This window comes from Algibacter sp. TI.3.09 (genome assembly GCF_038154905.1).
Lineage (GTDB): Bacteria > Bacteroidota > Bacteroidia > Flavobacteriales > Flavobacteriaceae > Algibacter.
Map to the genome: position 1 here is coordinate 23,023 of NZ_JBAKAN010000008.1, position 16,452 is coordinate 39,474.

The following is a 16,452-nucleotide window of genomic DNA, read 5'->3' on the forward strand; positions in this document are numbered from 1 at the left end:
ATATGTCTGCCTATATTTTTATTAATTAAGAGCCATTTCATTTTGGTAAATAGAAACTGTTAAATACGTTTACTCTAAATTATAGATACAATCAATTTTGAAGCCCATTTTAAATATGAAAAAAAATTACATTTTAAGTATTCTATTAATAGTTGTTTTATGCTTTTCATGTACACAAACAGTAGATAAATCGTTCTATTTAGTGGTTGGCGATAATGTATCCAAAGTAGAATTAAACACTATAAATGATTTAAAAACAGATTTACAAAAAGTAATTACTTCCGAAGTTAAAATTGTTTCAGAAAAAGAAGCTTTTCCAGAAAACGGCACAGTTTTCATTCTAGGAACACCAACTTCAAATGCGTTAATCCAAGAATTAGCCATTCAAAAAAACATTAATTTGTCCATTGAAATACCCGGAAGTCGCGGTGGGATTTGGGCAAAAGTAAATCACAAAAATTATAAAAACACGATTGTAATTGGAGGCTCAGACGTGCAAGGCTTGCAGTATGCCATTTACGATTATTCAAAAGACGTTTTAGGTATAGATCCTTTAGAATATTGGACAGGTAAAACAGCGAGTAAAATAGATAACGAAGCCATCTTTAACTTCACAGCAAAAACTATAGCACCACCAAAAGTTCCCGTTTTAGCCTATTTTGAAAACGATGTGGACGAGCTAGCAAATTACCGAGGTAAATTACTAGAGTACGATTGGGAAACTTATACTGAATTAATAGATGCCTTAGTGCGCATGCGCTACAACGCCATACAGTTATTCGATATGTTGGGACGACCAGAATTCTATGTTCGTCCAGAGTACAAAAAACTAAAACCAGATTATCAAGTCGATATTAATTTTATAGATAAAATGATCGATTATGCCCAATTAAAAGGCATGAAAGTGGCTATAGATTTTGAGTTAGGCTACCAAATTCATCCTATGTCGGCAGATAAAGCCGATTGTTGGAAAACTTATAAAGATGATTGGATAAGTGCTTGGCGTTACTATTTAGAGAAAACACCACTGGCGAAAACCGATATTTTTATTCTGCGTCCGCGTCATCAAGTTTGGGATTGGAAATACGAGAGTACTTGTGGCGAGAGTAAAATAGATGTATTTAATGAAGTTTATGTTGAATTCGGAAAATTAATAGACGAATATAAACCTAATGCTTCAAAAGTTTTGGTGTGTTATTCTGATGGGATGGAAATGTGGAACGAAGGTTTTAGACCACCAACAAACTGGACGGTACTTTGGTCCGATCATGGTTTTGGCGATTTCGAACATCTACCAAATACAACCGATAATTATGAGTTTGGGACTTACATGCATGCAGGATATTGGTTAAACCATACGGTTCATAATCCATACCCAAACAAGGTCGAAACGATAATGAAGGAGATGTTTGAAACATATAATGCTGATAAATTTTGTTTGGTAAACGGACAAAATTTCAGACCCTTTTTATTAAATCTAGAGGCTTATAGCGCTATGTGTAATAATCCAGAAACGTTTAACGGAGATGAATTTTACAAGAGCTGGACATCTAGATATTTTTCAGAAAGCGTATCAAATCACGCTATAGCTTCCATGAAATATTTGCATGAAGCGCAAGAAGGGCGTAAAGGTTATGTAGAGCATTTATGGGAAATTCGCGAAGCGGTTTCATATTTATCAAACGCACCAATTAGAAGGCCAGGGAAAACGCCAATTCCTTTCGATTATAACCGGGTTATAGGTGATTATGAAACTACGGAACATGTTGCTAAAAACGTACAAAAAGCCTTAACGGAAGCAGAGCAAGGTTATCAAATTGAAGCGACCGATTTCTATCATGCTTATATTTTGTTACCTGTACAATTGTATAATGATTTAATTGCTTTTGAAACTACGCTTCATAGTATGACAAAACTTAAAAACCAGTTCGAAGAATCTAAAAATGTAACGTTTTTAAATGAAGCTAAAGCATTGCTTCCTTCAGCTAAAAAACAATTAGAAACTATTTACAAGCGCAGAGCATCAGGCGATTTAGATGATAAATGGAAAGATTGGTACGCTATAAAAAATAGAAGACAAAACAATGGTTTTCCTACTAACGATATGTTATCGGCTATTGAAGAAAACTTAAATAAAATTACGCCTTAAAAACCTATAATAATGAAGTTATACCCCCTCCTTAAGAACAGATTTTACATTTTAAGTGTTGTATGTGTTGCCATGTTTTCTTGTAAACAAGAGGCAAATCAGGATTTAAAAACAAATACGGAATCTACTGTAGACTATACCGCAAAAGTATACCCGTTATTAGATACCGAAAATTCACGTTGGTTTTTCTTCTCGTCGGCTAATCGCCCATTTGGGATGGTTAATTTAAGTCCAGATACACAAATTGGAGGTGCTTGGGGTAGTGGCTATCGTTTTAAAACAGATACTATTAAAGGGTTTAGCCATATACATGCTTGGCAAATGTCTGGTATTTCTGTTATGCCAGTTACTGTTTCCGAAGAGAATAAAAGTAATATTTTTAAAGATTTTTATTCAAAATTCAGTCATGATAAAGAGCAAATAACACCTGGTTTTCATAGCCTAGAATTGGAGCGCTACCAAATAGAAACTAAACTTACAAGTACAAAACGCGTGGGTTTACATCAATTTACGTTTCCTGAAAATAAAAATGCAGCCGTTCTTTTTAATTTGAATACCATTTTGGGACCTTGTGAAAATTCGAATGGGGTTTTAGAACAAAATAATAAAAACGAACTTTCGGGGCATTTGGTTATGGAACCAACACATCGCCGACCAAAACCGTTAACGGTTTATTTTAAAGTGAAGTTGAATACTGAAATTGAAGCTTTAGAAAAAGATGAAGAAACGGGTAATTACCTCGTCAGTTTAAAAGAAGATAAAAAGAGCGTTTTAATGAAGGTTGGTATATCGTACACTTCCGTGGAAAATGCAAATCTTAATATAAATGAAGAATTACCAAATTGGGATTTCGACCAAATTGTAAATGATTCTAAGAGTGAATGGAATGAGTTACTTGGGCGAATTGATGTAAAAGGAAATACAGAACAAGCACAAAGGCGTTTTTATACCGATTTATGGCACGCACTGCAAGGCCGTAGAATTATAAATGATGCTAATGGTGCATATCCTGATAATACGGGAGCGGCATTTAGAATTGGTCAATTACCGCTAGATGAAAATGGTAAACCGAAATTTAATCATTTTAATTCCGATTCATTTTGGGGTGCGCAATGGACAATAAATACACTTTGGGGAATTGCTTATCCTGAAATCATGGCCGATTTTGCACATTCATTAATGCAATATTATAAAGATGGTGGTTTAGTACCACGTGGGCCTTCTGGAGGAAATTACACTTACGTGATGACGGGAGCATCTTCTACACCATTTATGGTAAGTGCTATTCAAAAAGGAATAATTACAGAAGATTTAGAAGGTATTTATCAGGCTTTAAAAAAGAACCACATGCTTAATGGTATTATGGGGAAAGCCGGTTACGAGCATGATACAAGCTTAGGTGGCGGTTTAAAATATTATATTGAAAATGGCTATGTGCCTTACCCAATTCCAGATGGTATTTTTGGAGGTCATCAAGATGGAGCAAGCATGACCATGGAGTATGCGTATCAAGATTGGACTTTAGCGCAGTTGGCTAAAAAGTTAAACCATAATGACGATTATAATTATTTTATAAAACGATCTAACAATTATAAAAATGTGTTTGATGCTGAATCAACTTGGATGCGTCCTAAAAACTTAGCAGGTGTATGGAAAGAAGATTTCGATCCTTACCAAGCCGAAAATGGTTTTATAGAGTCTAATGGAGCGCAATCTACATGGTTTGTACCTCACGATTTAGAAGGTTTAGCAACATTAATGGGCGGAAATGATAGGGCAGTTGAAAAACTTAATCAACAATTTAAAACAGCCCAAGAAATTGGATTTACAGCAGGAAATTCGCATTCACAAGAATTACACCCAGAGTATAGTAGAATTCCTGTAAACTATGGTAATCAACCATCTATGCAAACGGCTTTTGTATTTAATAAATTAGGGCGAAACGATTTGTCTCAATATTGGTCTCGTGCCGTTATTAATAAAGCTTTTGCAGGCTTGTCTCCATCTACTGGTTTTAATGGTGATGAAGATCAAGGGTTAATGGGAAGTCTTTCAGTTCTTATGAAAATTGGATTATTTCAAATGAATGGAGGAACAGAAACCAACCCAGAATATCAAATAGGAAGTCCTATATTCGATGAGGTTACTATCAAATTAAATCCAGATTATTATTCAAATAAATCATTCAGCATAAAAGCGCATAATAATAGCGAAGCCAATGTTTATGTTAGTAAAGTGAATTTGAATAATAAGCCAATTGAAAATTATAGTATTTCTCATCAAGATCTATTAAACGGTGGCGAATTAATTTTAGAAATGTCTAACGTTTCTAAATAATAATATTTATAATTATGAAGTTGAAATTTTCTATACTACTCATTTTACTAACAACGTTTTCAGCCTTTTCACAACTTAAAAACAAGCCCGAACTTAATGAAGATTTCATGGATATGGGCTTCGGTATATTTGTGCATTGGAGCATGGATTCTCAATTGGGGAGTGTTATTAGTCATTCGTTGGTTGGGGCTTCAGACGATTATGTAAATAAATATTTTAACGAACTTCCTAAAACATTTTATCCCAATAAATTTGATGCTGAAGAATGGGCACGTCTGTTTAAAGTAGCAGGAGCCGAGTATGTTGTTTTTACAGCAAAACACCATAATGGTTTTTGTATGTGGGATACTAAAACTACCGATTTCAATATTATGAATACGCCTTACGGAAAGGATATTGTTGGGGAATTGGTAAAAGCGTTGCGTAAATTCGATTTAAAAGTGGGGATCTATTTTTCTCCAGAAGATTTCAGTTTTATCCATAAACAAGGGCATTTAATTTCTAGAAAAGGCCCAATGACACAAGTAACGGCTAACAAAGAACTTTTTGAATACGATAAAACTCAAGTTAAAGAGATTATTGATAATTACGGACCTATAGATGTTATGTTTTTCGATGCCTTTCAGGCGAAGCCTATGGCGCAATATGTTCATGAAATTGCACCAGATATTGTAGTTACTCGTGGTGAGATGAATACACCAGAACAAAAAATTCCAGGTGGCGCCATGCCGGGACCATGGGAAACTTGTATGACGATGGGTACGCAATGGCAATACAAACCTACAAATGAAGATTATAAAGATGGCTCTGAATTAATAGAAAAACTGATTGAAATCCGAGCAAAAGGCGGTAACTTTCTAATGAATATTGGTCCGAAACCTAACGGAGAAATTCCGATAGAGCAAGAAGAGCGTTTGCGCGAAATTGCGTTATGGATGTATGTAAATGAAGAAGGCGTTAAAAATGTTAGAACCGTGCCAACCATTGTAAAAGATGGCGATATGTGGTTTACAAAAGGTAAAGAGGATAGCACTGCTTATGTTTTTATCACAGGGCAAGAAAACTGGTTTAAAGGCTTTAGACGAAACTTTCTTTTGAAAAACATGCGGTCAACTAAAAATACCACAATTTCGGTGCTTGGACAAAGTGATTTAGTGGTGGAATATTGGCCAGAAAACACGCCAACGTCGCGATTTATTCAGCATGAAGATTTACTCGAAATATCTATAAGTAGAGCACAAAGGCTTTACAACGATAAAATTTGGCCAAACCCGGTGGTGGTGAAGTTAACCAACGTAGAATTTATTACTAAGTAAGTATTTATTGTTAGAAAATATCCAAATTATCATAAAATGAAGCAGAGCCCATTCCGAAGAAATTTTTATTACAGTGTAGGTTTTTTACTTGTTTTTATAACGAATGCCTTCGCACAATCATCCGATAAAATGGATTGGTGGAAAGATGCCAAATTTGGTATGTTTATGCATTGGGGATTGTATTCTCAAACCGCAGGGTACTGGAAAGGGCATGTGGCAAAAGGAAATGAGCATTTCATGATTCATGAAAAAATATCTTTAAAAGAATATGCGACTATAGCTGATGATTTTAATCCGGTTAATTACGATGCCGAAAAATGGGTGCTTACTGCTAAAGCGGCAGGTATGAAGTATATTATTATCACCTCAAAACATCACGATGGTTTTGCTATGTTCGATTCACCATCCAACGATTATAATATAAAAACAAAAACACCATACGCCAAAGACCCTATGACGGAACTCGTTGCGGCTTGCCATAAACACGACATGAAATTCGGGTTTTATTACTCATTGGGTCGCGATTGGGAAGATCCAGATGTGGCTACCGATTGGCCTTTTAAAGGTGGTAGAAGTAATCTAGTAGATTATCCAGATGAAGATATTAAAGTCTATAGCCGTTATTTTGAAAGAAAGGTGAAACCGCAAATAAAAGAGTTGCTTACCCAATATGGTAAAATTGATGTGATTTGGTTTGATACACCAGAATTAATTAGCCCAGAAGAAAGTAAAGAATTACGAGAACTGATTCTTGAACTTCAGCCGGAATGTATTATAAATAGCCGAATTAAACATGGTTTTGGGGATTATAAAGTGACAGAGCAAGAAATTGTTGATGGCCTGGAAGTAGAACCTTGGGAAGCTTGTATTACCATGGGGAAAAACTGGGGGTATATTGAATATGATACCATTTATAAATCTTCAGAATTAATGACGCGTCAGTTCTTAGAAATAGTAAGTAAAGGCGGGAATTTATTATTGAATAACGGACCAACTGCAAAAGGAGAAATTACAGATTTAGCTCAAGAACGCTTGGCAGAAATGGGAGGGTGGATTAAGCAAAATTCAGAAGGAATCTACGGTTCTAAACCCTGGAAAGTGCAAGGAGAACGTCTTGTTGATACACCAAAAGAGAACGGAAAGGTTAAGTTTTCCGAAGAAAAAAACACGATGAAAGATAACGAACACGATGGCACATCGAAAGTTATTTTTCCAGAGGTTAGGTTTACTTCAAAAGACGGAGCTGTTTATGCTTACGTGTGCAGTGTTACCGATAAGGACGTTGTTATCAAAGCATTGGCTTTAGGGAACGGCGATAAGATAAAATTGATAACACGATTAAATACTACCGATAAAGTAAAATGGAAGCAAACTAAAACAGGATTAAGCATTAAAATGCCGGTTTATACTGCTGCTGAAATTCCTATTACAGGATTTAAAATTGAGTTAAAATAATAAACATCCATATAATTTCATTTTTCAAATGGTATTAAAAAGAGTTATAATATTTGTTTTGTCTGTTATGCCTATTCTAGGTTTTGGCCAAACTAAATATACGTTTCAAAATCAAGACTTACCTATTGAAACGCGTGTTCAAGATTTGTTGGAACAATTAACTGTTGAAGAAAAAATATCGATGCTGGTGTCTACCGCAGAAGCGATTCCACGTTTAGATGTCGAAAAATATTATCACGGTAACGAAGCTTTACATGGTGTTGTAAAAGGCGGGCGCTTTACAGTGTTTCCGCAAGCTGTAGCTTTAGCAGCGACTTGGAATTCCGATTTAATTTATAACGTGTCTTCAGCTATTTCAGATGAAGCCCGAGCAAAATGGAACTTTTATAACCAAGGTAAAGATCAAAAAAATGTATACAGCGATTTACTTACCTTTTGGTCGCCTACTATCAATATGGCGCGAGATCCGCGGTGGGGAAGAACTCCAGAAACGTACGGTGAAGATCCTTATTTAACTAGTGAAATAGGGGTTGCTTTTGTAAAAGGGTTGCAGGGAAATGACGAGAACTATTTAAAAGTAGTGTCTACTCCCAAACATTTTGTAGCCAATAATCAAGAAGATAATCGGTTTGCTTACAATGCTAATATTTCTGAAAGAGCACTGCGAGAGTATTATTTCCCAGCTTACAAAGCAGCTGTTCAAGAAGGCAATGCACAATCTATAATGAGTGCTTACAACGCTATTAATGGCGTGCCAAGTACTGCAAATAATTGGTTGCTAAATACGGTTTTAAGAGATGAATGGGGTTTTAAAGGTTATGTGGTAAGCGATTGTGGAGCACCGACGTATTTAGTGAAATCGCATAAATATGTAGATACTAAAGAACTCGCAGCAAAAGCAGCAATAGAAGCTGGTTTAGACCTAGAATGCGGGAATGATATTTATGCAAAATATTTACTTTCGGCTTATAAAAAAGGTTTAGTTTCCGAAGAAAATATAAATAAAGCAACGGCTAGAGTCTTAACCGCACGTTTTAAATTAGGGATTTTCGATAGTACAGAAAACAATCCCTATACCAAAATTTCACCAGATGTTATTGGTTCAAATAAGCATCAAGATTTAGCTTTAGAGGCGTCAAGAGAATCTATGGTGCTTCTTAAAAATGAGAATAACATTTTGCCTTTAGATGTAAATGCTATTAAAAAAATAGCAGTGGTTGGTTTCAATGCCAATCAGGTTGTTTTTGGCGATTATAGTGGCTTGCCGGTTATTAAACCTATATCTCCGTTGGAAGGGATAATGGAAAAGGTTGGTAATAAAGCTGAAGTTACGTATGTGAAATGGAAAACCGCCGCTAGAAATTTAAACCTTATTGAAGCTGAAAATTTACGCAATGATGATAATGATGAAGCTGGCTTGTTTGGAGAATATTATGATGATAAATTCCTAGAAGGTACGCCGCAAACTCGCGTAGATAAGGTGGTTAATTTCGACCCTGTAAACAATCCGCCAGATCCGTATACCAATTACAGACATAAATCAATAAGATGGACGGGCTACATAACGCCTAACTTTTCGGGAACTTACAAAATAGGTGTTAATTCAGATGATGGTGTTCGACTGTGGCTAAACAATAAACTTGTTGTAGACGAATGGCATAATCGCGGAATGACTACCGATCAAGTTGAAATAACAATGGAAGCTGGTGAAAAATACGCTATTAAATTAGAGTATTTTGATAATGGTGGCGATGCTATTTGTCAGTTATTATGGGAAGTTCCAACTTTAACCGATGATTTATATGCGGAAGATAAAGCCGTTGCCCGAGCAAGTGATTACGTGATTGCTGTTATGGGAATTAATAAGTCTATAGAAAAAGAAGGTCGAGATAGAACAGATTTAAAATTACCCGAAGATCAGGTTAATTACTTAAAAGAGATTTATGCCGAAAATAAGAATGTTATAGTTGTTTTGGTTGCAGGAAGTTCTTTGGCTATTAACTGGATGGACGATAATATTCCTGCCATTATAGATGCATGGTATCCAGGAGAATCTGGCGGAAAAGCCATTGCCGATGTGCTTTTTGGTGATTATAATCCTGCCGGAAGATTGCCGTTTACTTTTTATAAATCAATCGCAGATTTACCTCCAATGGACGATTATGAGGTTTCTAACGGTAGAACTTATATGTATTTTGAAGGTGAAGCGCTTTATCCGTTTGGTTATGGTTTAAGTTATTCTGAATTTGAATACAAAGGCATGAAGATAAAGCAGAAAGACGACACATTAACAATCACGACGGCTGTTGAGAATATTGGAGATTATGATGGTGATGAGGTGGCTCAATTATATTTCAAAGCACCTAAGGCTTCAATTAAAAGACCTTTGAAGAAATTAGTCGGTTTTAAAAGAGCTTTTTTGCCTAAAGGAAAATCAACTCAGATAGAATTTGAAGTTTCGAAAAAAGAATTGCAATTTTGGGATGTAAAAACGAAACAGTGGGCTTTTGCAAGTGGCGAATATCAGTTTATGATTGGTGGATCGTCTCAAGACATTAAGCAGCAAAAAAGTTTTCGTTTAAAACCATAAAAACCCTTTTGCATTATGAAGTTTGCCTTATTAACTATTAGTCTTTTTTTTACTTGTTTGCTTTCAGCTCAAACGGAAGACATTATTACGTTGTGGCCTGATAAAGTACCCAACGAGTCGAGGCCAAAACAATTACCAAGGCAAACGGACAACACGAGTAATAATGTTATAAGGTTAACGGATGTTACCAACCCAACGCTTACAGTATTTAAACCAAAACATTCCAATGGATCTCAGTCAGGTATTATTGTTTGCCCTGGTGGCGGTTACGGTATCTTGGCTATCGATAAGGAAGGTTACGAGATAGCCGAATGGTTAAATAATTTAGGTTACACTGCGTTTGTGTTGCAATATCGAGTTCCTAAAAACCAAAAAGGAGCTTCTCAAGATATTCAACGGGCTATAAAAGTGGTGAGAAGTAAAGCTTCGGAATTTGATTTAGATACCAACAAAATTGGACTTATTGGTTTTTCAGCAGGTGCACACTTGTCTGCTTTAGCTTCAACCAATGATACCACTAGTTTTTATGAGCCTCAAGATGCTATAGATAACTTATCGAGCAAGTCTAATTTCACCATGCTTATTTATCCAGCTTATTTAGATAAAGGTGAAAATAAAACAATAAATCCCGATTTTTCTTTAAATAAAAATACACCACCGTTTTTTATATTCGGAACAGCAGATGATCAATACGGCAATAGTGGTTTTGTTATGGGGCAAGCTTTACGCGATAACAAAACGCCAGTAGAGTTACATGTTTATCCAGAAGGTGGTCATGGTTATGGTTTACGTAAAGGAAATGTAGCTGGCGAAATCTGGCCAAAATTAGCCGAAAAATGGTTGAAGAATATCGCAAAGCCTGCTAAAAAAGCAAAGCAAGACAGAACCTATAATTTTCCGAAAGCTGAGGTTAAACCAAAAGCGCTTCCTAAAAAGAAAGATGTTTGGGTTTTTATAATGGCGGGACAATCTAATATGGCTGGTCGTGGTTATGTAGAACCGCAAGATACTATAGCATCGAGCCGTGTGCTGACTATAAATAAAAATAATGAAATCGTTTTGGCTAAAGAGCCGCTTCATTTTTACGAACCAAAAATGGGAGGTTTAGATAGCGGTTTGTCTTTTGCTAAAAACCTTTTAGAAGAAATTCCAGAAAACACATCTGTATTATTAATACCAACTGCTGTTGGCGGAAGCTCGATAAGTCAATGGCTTGGAGATGTTAGTCATCGTGATGTAAAATTATTATCAAATTTTAAAGAAAAAGTTGCTCTAGCAAAAAAGTACGGTAAGGTAAAAGGCATCTTGTGGCATCAAGGTGAGAGTGATGCTAATCCAAAAAAAATCCCTCAACATGATGAAAACTTAACAGCACTTTTTAAAACCTTTAGAAAATCTGTTGGGAATAAAAAGCTGCCTATTTTGGTTGGTGAACTTGGTAGCTACTCCAAAAAAGATGCGCTATGGTCGCAAATGAATTCTGTTATAAACGAGCACGCTAAAGAAGATCAATATATGTGGGTTATTAAAACCGATGATTTGGTCGATAAAGGCGATGCTGTACATTTCAATTCAGAAAGTCAGAGGTTATTAGGCAAACGCTACGCGGAAGCTTTTTTAAAAACAATCAAAAAATAAGAAGTTCTAAAGCGGGCAAGCTTTTATAGAACAGATTATTTTGATAAGTTTTTATGGCGTCAACTTTATTTGAATTGAAATCTAAATATATGTTGAAAAAGAACTTATGAAAAAATTAAAATATAAAAGCATGTTTAAATATTTAGGATTGTTTTTGGCTTGTTTTCAAGTGTTAGTGTTAACAGCACAAGATGGTAAGATTTCGGAGTTTTCAATTGTAAAAGGCGGTAATGCCATATCGGTTTTAATTGATAAAAAAGATGCTAAAGTGGTATCTATAGCTTCGGATATTTTTGCAAATGATGTTTTTAATATCACAGGATCAAAGCCCTTAGTAATTTCGAAAGCGAGTACAGCTTCTTCTGTAATAATCGCAGGAACTATTGGGGAAAATACGATAATAGACAAATTAATAGCTTCGGGTAAATTAAACGTTACTGAGTTTAAAAATGATTGGGAACGTTATGCTATTCAAGTTATAGAAAACCCCATAAAAGGTATCGATAAAGCTTTAGTTATCGCGGGAAGTGATCGTAGAGGTACGGCTTATGGTGTTTTAGAATTGTCTAGAGAAATTGGTGTATCTCCATGGGAATGGTGGGCCGATGTAACTCCGGAAAAAAGAAAAGAGTTAAAGATTACAGTTGAAAATACGGTATCCAAAAGTCCTTCAGTAAAATACAGAGGTATCTTTTTAAATGATGAAGATTGGGGATTGCAACGTTGGGCAGCATTAAATTTTGAACCAGAAACTAGTGATATTGGTCCGAAAACTTACGCTAAGGTGTTTGAGTTATTATTGCGTTTAAGAGCCAATACGATTTGGCCTGCTATGCATTCGAGTACCAAACCGTTTTACTCGTATCCTGAAAATAAATTTGTTGCAGATGATTATGCTATTGTCATAGGAACGTCGCATGCAGAGCCTATGTTGAGTAACATCAATACGGAATGGAAACATGATACCATGGGCGAATATCGTTATGACACCAATTCAGAAACCATAAAAAATCTATTCACTAAACGAGCCAAAGAAACCGCGAAATACGATGGTATTTATACGGTTGGCATGCGTGGAGAGCACGATTCGCCTATGATTGTAGGTGAAGATGATACCGATGCGCAAGTTCATTTATTAGAACGTGTTATTACAGACCAACGTGCCATATTGAAAAAGGAAACAAAAAAGAATCCAACAGAGGTTCCACAAGCTTTTGTACCCTACAAAGAAGTATTGAATTATTACCAAAGCGGACTAAAATTACCAGAAGATATTACACTTGTTTGGACGGATGATAACTACGGCTATATGCGTCAATTAAGCAATCCAAAAGAACAAACTAGACCAGGTGGCGCAGGTGTGTATTACCATACCTCATATTGGGGAAGACCGCATGACTATTTATGGTTAAACTCCACTAATCCTGTTTTAATGTGGGAAGAAATGTCTAAGGCTTACGAGTTTCAGTCCCGTGATATTTGGATTCTAAATTGCGGAGATATTAAACCACATGAATATAACATCGAGCTATTTTTAGATATGGCTTGGGATATGGATGATTTTGAAAAAAGTACGGCTGTAAAAACACATACAACCGCTTGGGCAGCACGTGAATTTGGAAAAGAATTTGCTTCTGAAATCACCGATGTTTTATTTGAAAATAACCGCTTAGCCTATATTAGACGACCAGAGTTTATGGCTTGGAGCCAAGTGGAACCGGTTACCAAAGAAGGCGAAACCGAATTAACTCAGTATCATTATGGTGATGAGGTTTCAGAACGTATCAATAGCTATCAAAGCATCATTGAAACTACAGAACATTTATATGATGGTATACCGGAACACAGAAAAGATGCATTCTATCAATTGGTGTATTATCCTGTGATTGGCGCTTCAAAATTAAATCAGAAATGGTTGTATAGCTTCAAAAATAAATTTACGGCCAGGCAAGGTAGACAGAGTGCAAATGCCTTTGGTGCTTTATCAAAAGATGCTTTTAATCGTATTGAAAAGGAAACATCATATTACAATACAAAACTTCAAAACGGGAAGTGGAATCATATCATGACGATGGCACCTCGTTTTTTACCGGTCTTTGCTCAACCGGCGACGTCTAATGTCCAAACCGAAGAAAAAGCTAAGTTAGGTTTGGCTTTAGAAGGTTACCAAATGGAAGTGAATGATGAAATTATAAACAGTTATGCAGATGTGTTGCCTGTGTTTAATAGATACACAAATAGCAGTTATTTTATTGATGTTTTTGTCGAAGGCAACGGAACTCTAAACTGGGAAGCTAAGCCAAAGGTAGATTGGATAAAATTATCTGAAGTAAAAGGTGTTTTAAAGACTACTTCAGGTCAAGTAGAAAAAAGAATTTGGGTTAGTATCGATTGGGATAAAGTACCAAAAGGCGAGAACAAAAAAGAAGCACCGTTGGGACACGATTTTCAGTTAATTCCACCAAGTTTTAAGATGAATAGTGCCATCGATTTTATTTCCGAAGGAAAAACAACAACAATAGGAGTTTCAGTTTATAACCCTAAATTAGAAGTTTTAAAAAACTACAACGGCTTTGTTGAAGATAAAGGCTATGTGTCTATAAATGCTGAAAATTTCACAAGGAAAAATGCAGGAAAAGAAGCTAAATGGGAATTGTTTGAAGGTATGGGCTATACCAATAAAGTGATTACAGCTTTACCACGAACGGCGAAGCCAAATGTTAATATTGAAGAAATAAAAGCGAATAGTCCGGTTTTAGAATATGATTTTTATACTTTTAATTTCGGAGAAGCTCAAGTGAATTTACAAGCAGTGCCAACACATGCGCCACATGCAGGTATTGGTGTCCGTTGTGCAGTTGCTATTGATGATGCTGAGCCTGTAATTGTAGATTTTCAAACTCAAGGCCGTAGTGATGCATGGAAAGAAAATGTGCTTAAAAATGCCACCGTAAAAGAAGCGAAGCAAATAGTAAATAAAGCAGGAATGCATACTTTAAAAATTTGGATGGTAGATCCGGGAGTTATGATAGATCAGGTGTTAATAGATTTAGGAGGATGGAAAGCCAGTTATGCTTTTCCGAAGGAAACCGTTAAAAAATAATTGGGATTTTGAATAAATTGTATAATCAGTGTATTTGTATTCTGCTTGTAGCATTGTTGTTTTCTTGTGAGAAAAAAATAAAAAGTGAGTCGGCTCCAATTCAAATAGCATTTATTGCCGATGCCCATTTTCAAGATATTTATGCCCATTTTGAAGATGCCAATTATAAAGGTATCGAGAATCCGGAAACAGGAAATTTTGTTAATATCAGGACTATGCAAGCGCAATTGCAATCCACTAGAATATTCAACGAAAACTACTTTGCATTTATAGAAGCTCTTGATGATATTGTTGCGAGAGGTATTAAATATGTGGCTTTACCAGGTGATTTTAGTGACGATGGGCAACCGGTTCACGTCAAAGGATTGCGAAAAATATTGGACAGTTATTCTAAAAAGCATGGCCTTTTATTCTTTGCAACTACCGGAAATCACGATCCGGTAAAACCATTTACTCAAGAAGCGGGGAAAACTGATTTTTTAGGCGTAGGCGGTCAGGAACAAATTATAATAAGTTCGGTTAAAAATTTAAAAGACACTGCGGAGGGTCAGTTGGAACCTATAATAACTTCAGAAATAAAAAAATGGGGTTATAAAGATATTTTGAATGAAATGTCTTTATTCGGGTTTTATCCTCAGAAAGAATATGTGTATTGGGAAACGCCATTTTCTAAATATGCTTACGACGAATATAGTTTTGAAAAAGCCGAAGAAGCTTCGGGTTTAAACAAAAGAACCTATCAAATTGATGCATATAATGCGCATCCGGATGCTAGTTATTTAGTAGAGCCAACCGATGGTGTTTGGCTTTTAGCAATCGATGCCAATGTGTATGTGCCAAATAAAGAATTATCGGGGTCATCAACCAATCCAAACGATTTTTCTGGAGCAAGTATTGGTTACAATAACGTGCTTTTACAGAAAACACATTTAATAGCTTGGGTGAAAAAAGTAGCAGCACAAGCCAAAGAAAAAGGCAAGGTTTTAATCGCTTTTAGTCATTATCCTATGGTTGAGTTTAACGATGATGCTTCCGACGAGATGAAAAGTTTTTTTGGAGAAAATAAAATGCAACTGCATCGCGTTCCTAAAGCCAATGTTGCTGAGGTTTTTGTCGATGCAGGCATTCAAATACATTTTGGAGGCCATATGCATATTAACGATACTGGTGTGCGAACTAGTAAAAACGGCAATACGTTGTTTAATATACAAACACCATCATTAGCGGCATACGTTCCGGGATATAAAGTGTTAACGATACTATCGAAAACTGATTTTGATGTGAAAACTGTAATTATTAATAAAGCTAAAAACTTTAATAGTTTGTTTCCTTTGTACGAGCAAGAATACGCTTATTTGAGCGAAACAGATTCTTCTACAATATGGAATAAAGGCATATTAACGACCGAAAATTATAAAGATTTCACTAAATTTCACTTGAAAGAATTAGTACGTCTTCGGTTTTTGCCAAGCGATTGGCCTAAGGCTTTCGCTGATAGTTTTTTAACCACTTCGGGAAAAGATTTGTTATTAAAAAATAGTACATCAACCGAATTACTAAACGCCCATTTATTAGCTAACAACTTAACCCTGGAAGCTTTTGAAACGTGGACAGGTTTTGATATGGTTAACGATTTTTATAAATTGAGAAGCGCGGATCAATTAGCTTTCGCTGATATTGGTGAAAATCGATTAAAGGCATATCAATTTATTTGTGAAGAGTTAAAAGATGTTACAGATGAAAAACTGAAGTTGTGGTTGCGTATTTTTGAAAAAAGTAGAAAAGGCGCACCTTCCAATCATTTCAGAATAAATTTAGAAGTCCATACCATAAAAAATATTACTCCATAAATCTTAAAACAATA

The 16,452-nt window shown here is 35.6% G+C and carries 8 protein-coding genes; all 8 read left to right on the forward strand.

Features of this window, described 5'->3' with window-relative positions; genetic code table 11:
• Positions 1-115 precede the first annotated feature (115 nt).
• The 8 genes from V6246_RS17285 to V6246_RS17320 all read left to right on the forward strand — a co-directional run bounded on the left by V6246_RS17285 (position 116) and on the right by V6246_RS17320 (position 16,438).
• Positions 116-2,149, forward strand: coding sequence for a glycosyl hydrolase 115 family protein (locus V6246_RS17285; protein ID WP_341561712.1), 2,034 nt, complete (start codon positions 116-118; stop codon positions 2,147-2,149).
• Positions 2,150-2,161: 12 nt separating this feature from the next.
• Positions 2,162-4,486: a GH92 family glycosyl hydrolase gene (locus V6246_RS17290; protein ID WP_341561713.1), complete on the forward strand. Its 2,325-nt coding sequence runs from the start codon at positions 2,162-2,164 to the stop codon at positions 4,484-4,486.
• A gap of 14 nt (positions 4,487-4,500) precedes the next feature.
• Positions 4,501-5,802 carry an alpha-L-fucosidase gene (locus V6246_RS17295; RefSeq protein ID WP_341561714.1) on the forward strand — a complete coding sequence of 434 codons (1,302 nt, stop codon included), beginning with the start codon at positions 4,501-4,503 and terminating at the stop codon, positions 5,800-5,802.
• Between the two features lie 36 nt (positions 5,803-5,838).
• On the forward strand, positions 5,839-7,257 hold the full coding sequence (locus V6246_RS17300) for an alpha-L-fucosidase (protein WP_341561715.1): 1,419 nt from the start codon (positions 5,839-5,841) through the stop codon (positions 7,255-7,257).
• A 28-nt stretch (positions 7,258-7,285) separates the two neighbouring features.
• Positions 7,286-9,847 (forward strand): glycoside hydrolase family 3 C-terminal domain-containing protein, encoded by a 2,562-nt coding sequence (locus V6246_RS17305; RefSeq protein ID WP_341561716.1) that lies wholly within the window; start codon positions 7,286-7,288, stop codon positions 9,845-9,847.
• Positions 9,848-9,862: 15 nt separating this feature from the next.
• Entirely contained in the window at positions 9,863-11,485 is a 1,623-nt protein-coding gene (locus tag V6246_RS17310; protein ID WP_341561717.1) for a sialate O-acetylesterase, read from the forward strand.
• A 106-nt stretch (positions 11,486-11,591) separates the two neighbouring features.
• Positions 11,592-14,588 carry a glycosyl hydrolase 115 family protein gene (locus V6246_RS17315; protein WP_341561718.1) on the forward strand — a complete coding sequence of 999 codons (2,997 nt, stop codon included), beginning with the start codon at positions 11,592-11,594 and terminating at the stop codon, positions 14,586-14,588.
• Positions 14,589-14,596: 8 nt separating this feature from the next.
• Positions 14,597-16,438, forward strand: coding sequence for a metallophosphoesterase (locus V6246_RS17320; protein WP_341561719.1), 1,842 nt, complete (start codon positions 14,597-14,599; stop codon positions 16,436-16,438).
• Positions 16,439-16,452 lie beyond the last annotated feature (14 nt).

Coding starts and splice junctions, on each gene's coding strand:
- V6246_RS17285 (WP_341561712.1), top strand. CDS start 116: ATGAAAAAAAATTACATTTTAAGTATTCTATTAATAGTTGTTTTATGC.
- V6246_RS17290 (WP_341561713.1), top strand. CDS start 2,162: ATGAAGTTATACCCCCTCCTTAAGAACAGATTTTACATTTTAAGTGTT.
- V6246_RS17295 (WP_341561714.1), top strand. CDS start 4,501: ATGAAGTTGAAATTTTCTATACTACTCATTTTACTAACAACGTTTTCA.
- V6246_RS17300 (WP_341561715.1), top strand. CDS start 5,839: ATGAAGCAGAGCCCATTCCGAAGAAATTTTTATTACAGTGTAGGTTTT.
- V6246_RS17305 (WP_341561716.1), top strand. CDS start 7,286: ATGGTATTAAAAAGAGTTATAATATTTGTTTTGTCTGTTATGCCTATT.
- V6246_RS17310 (WP_341561717.1), top strand. CDS start 9,863: ATGAAGTTTGCCTTATTAACTATTAGTCTTTTTTTTACTTGTTTGCTT.
- V6246_RS17315 (WP_341561718.1), top strand. CDS start 11,592: ATGAAAAAATTAAAATATAAAAGCATGTTTAAATATTTAGGATTGTTT.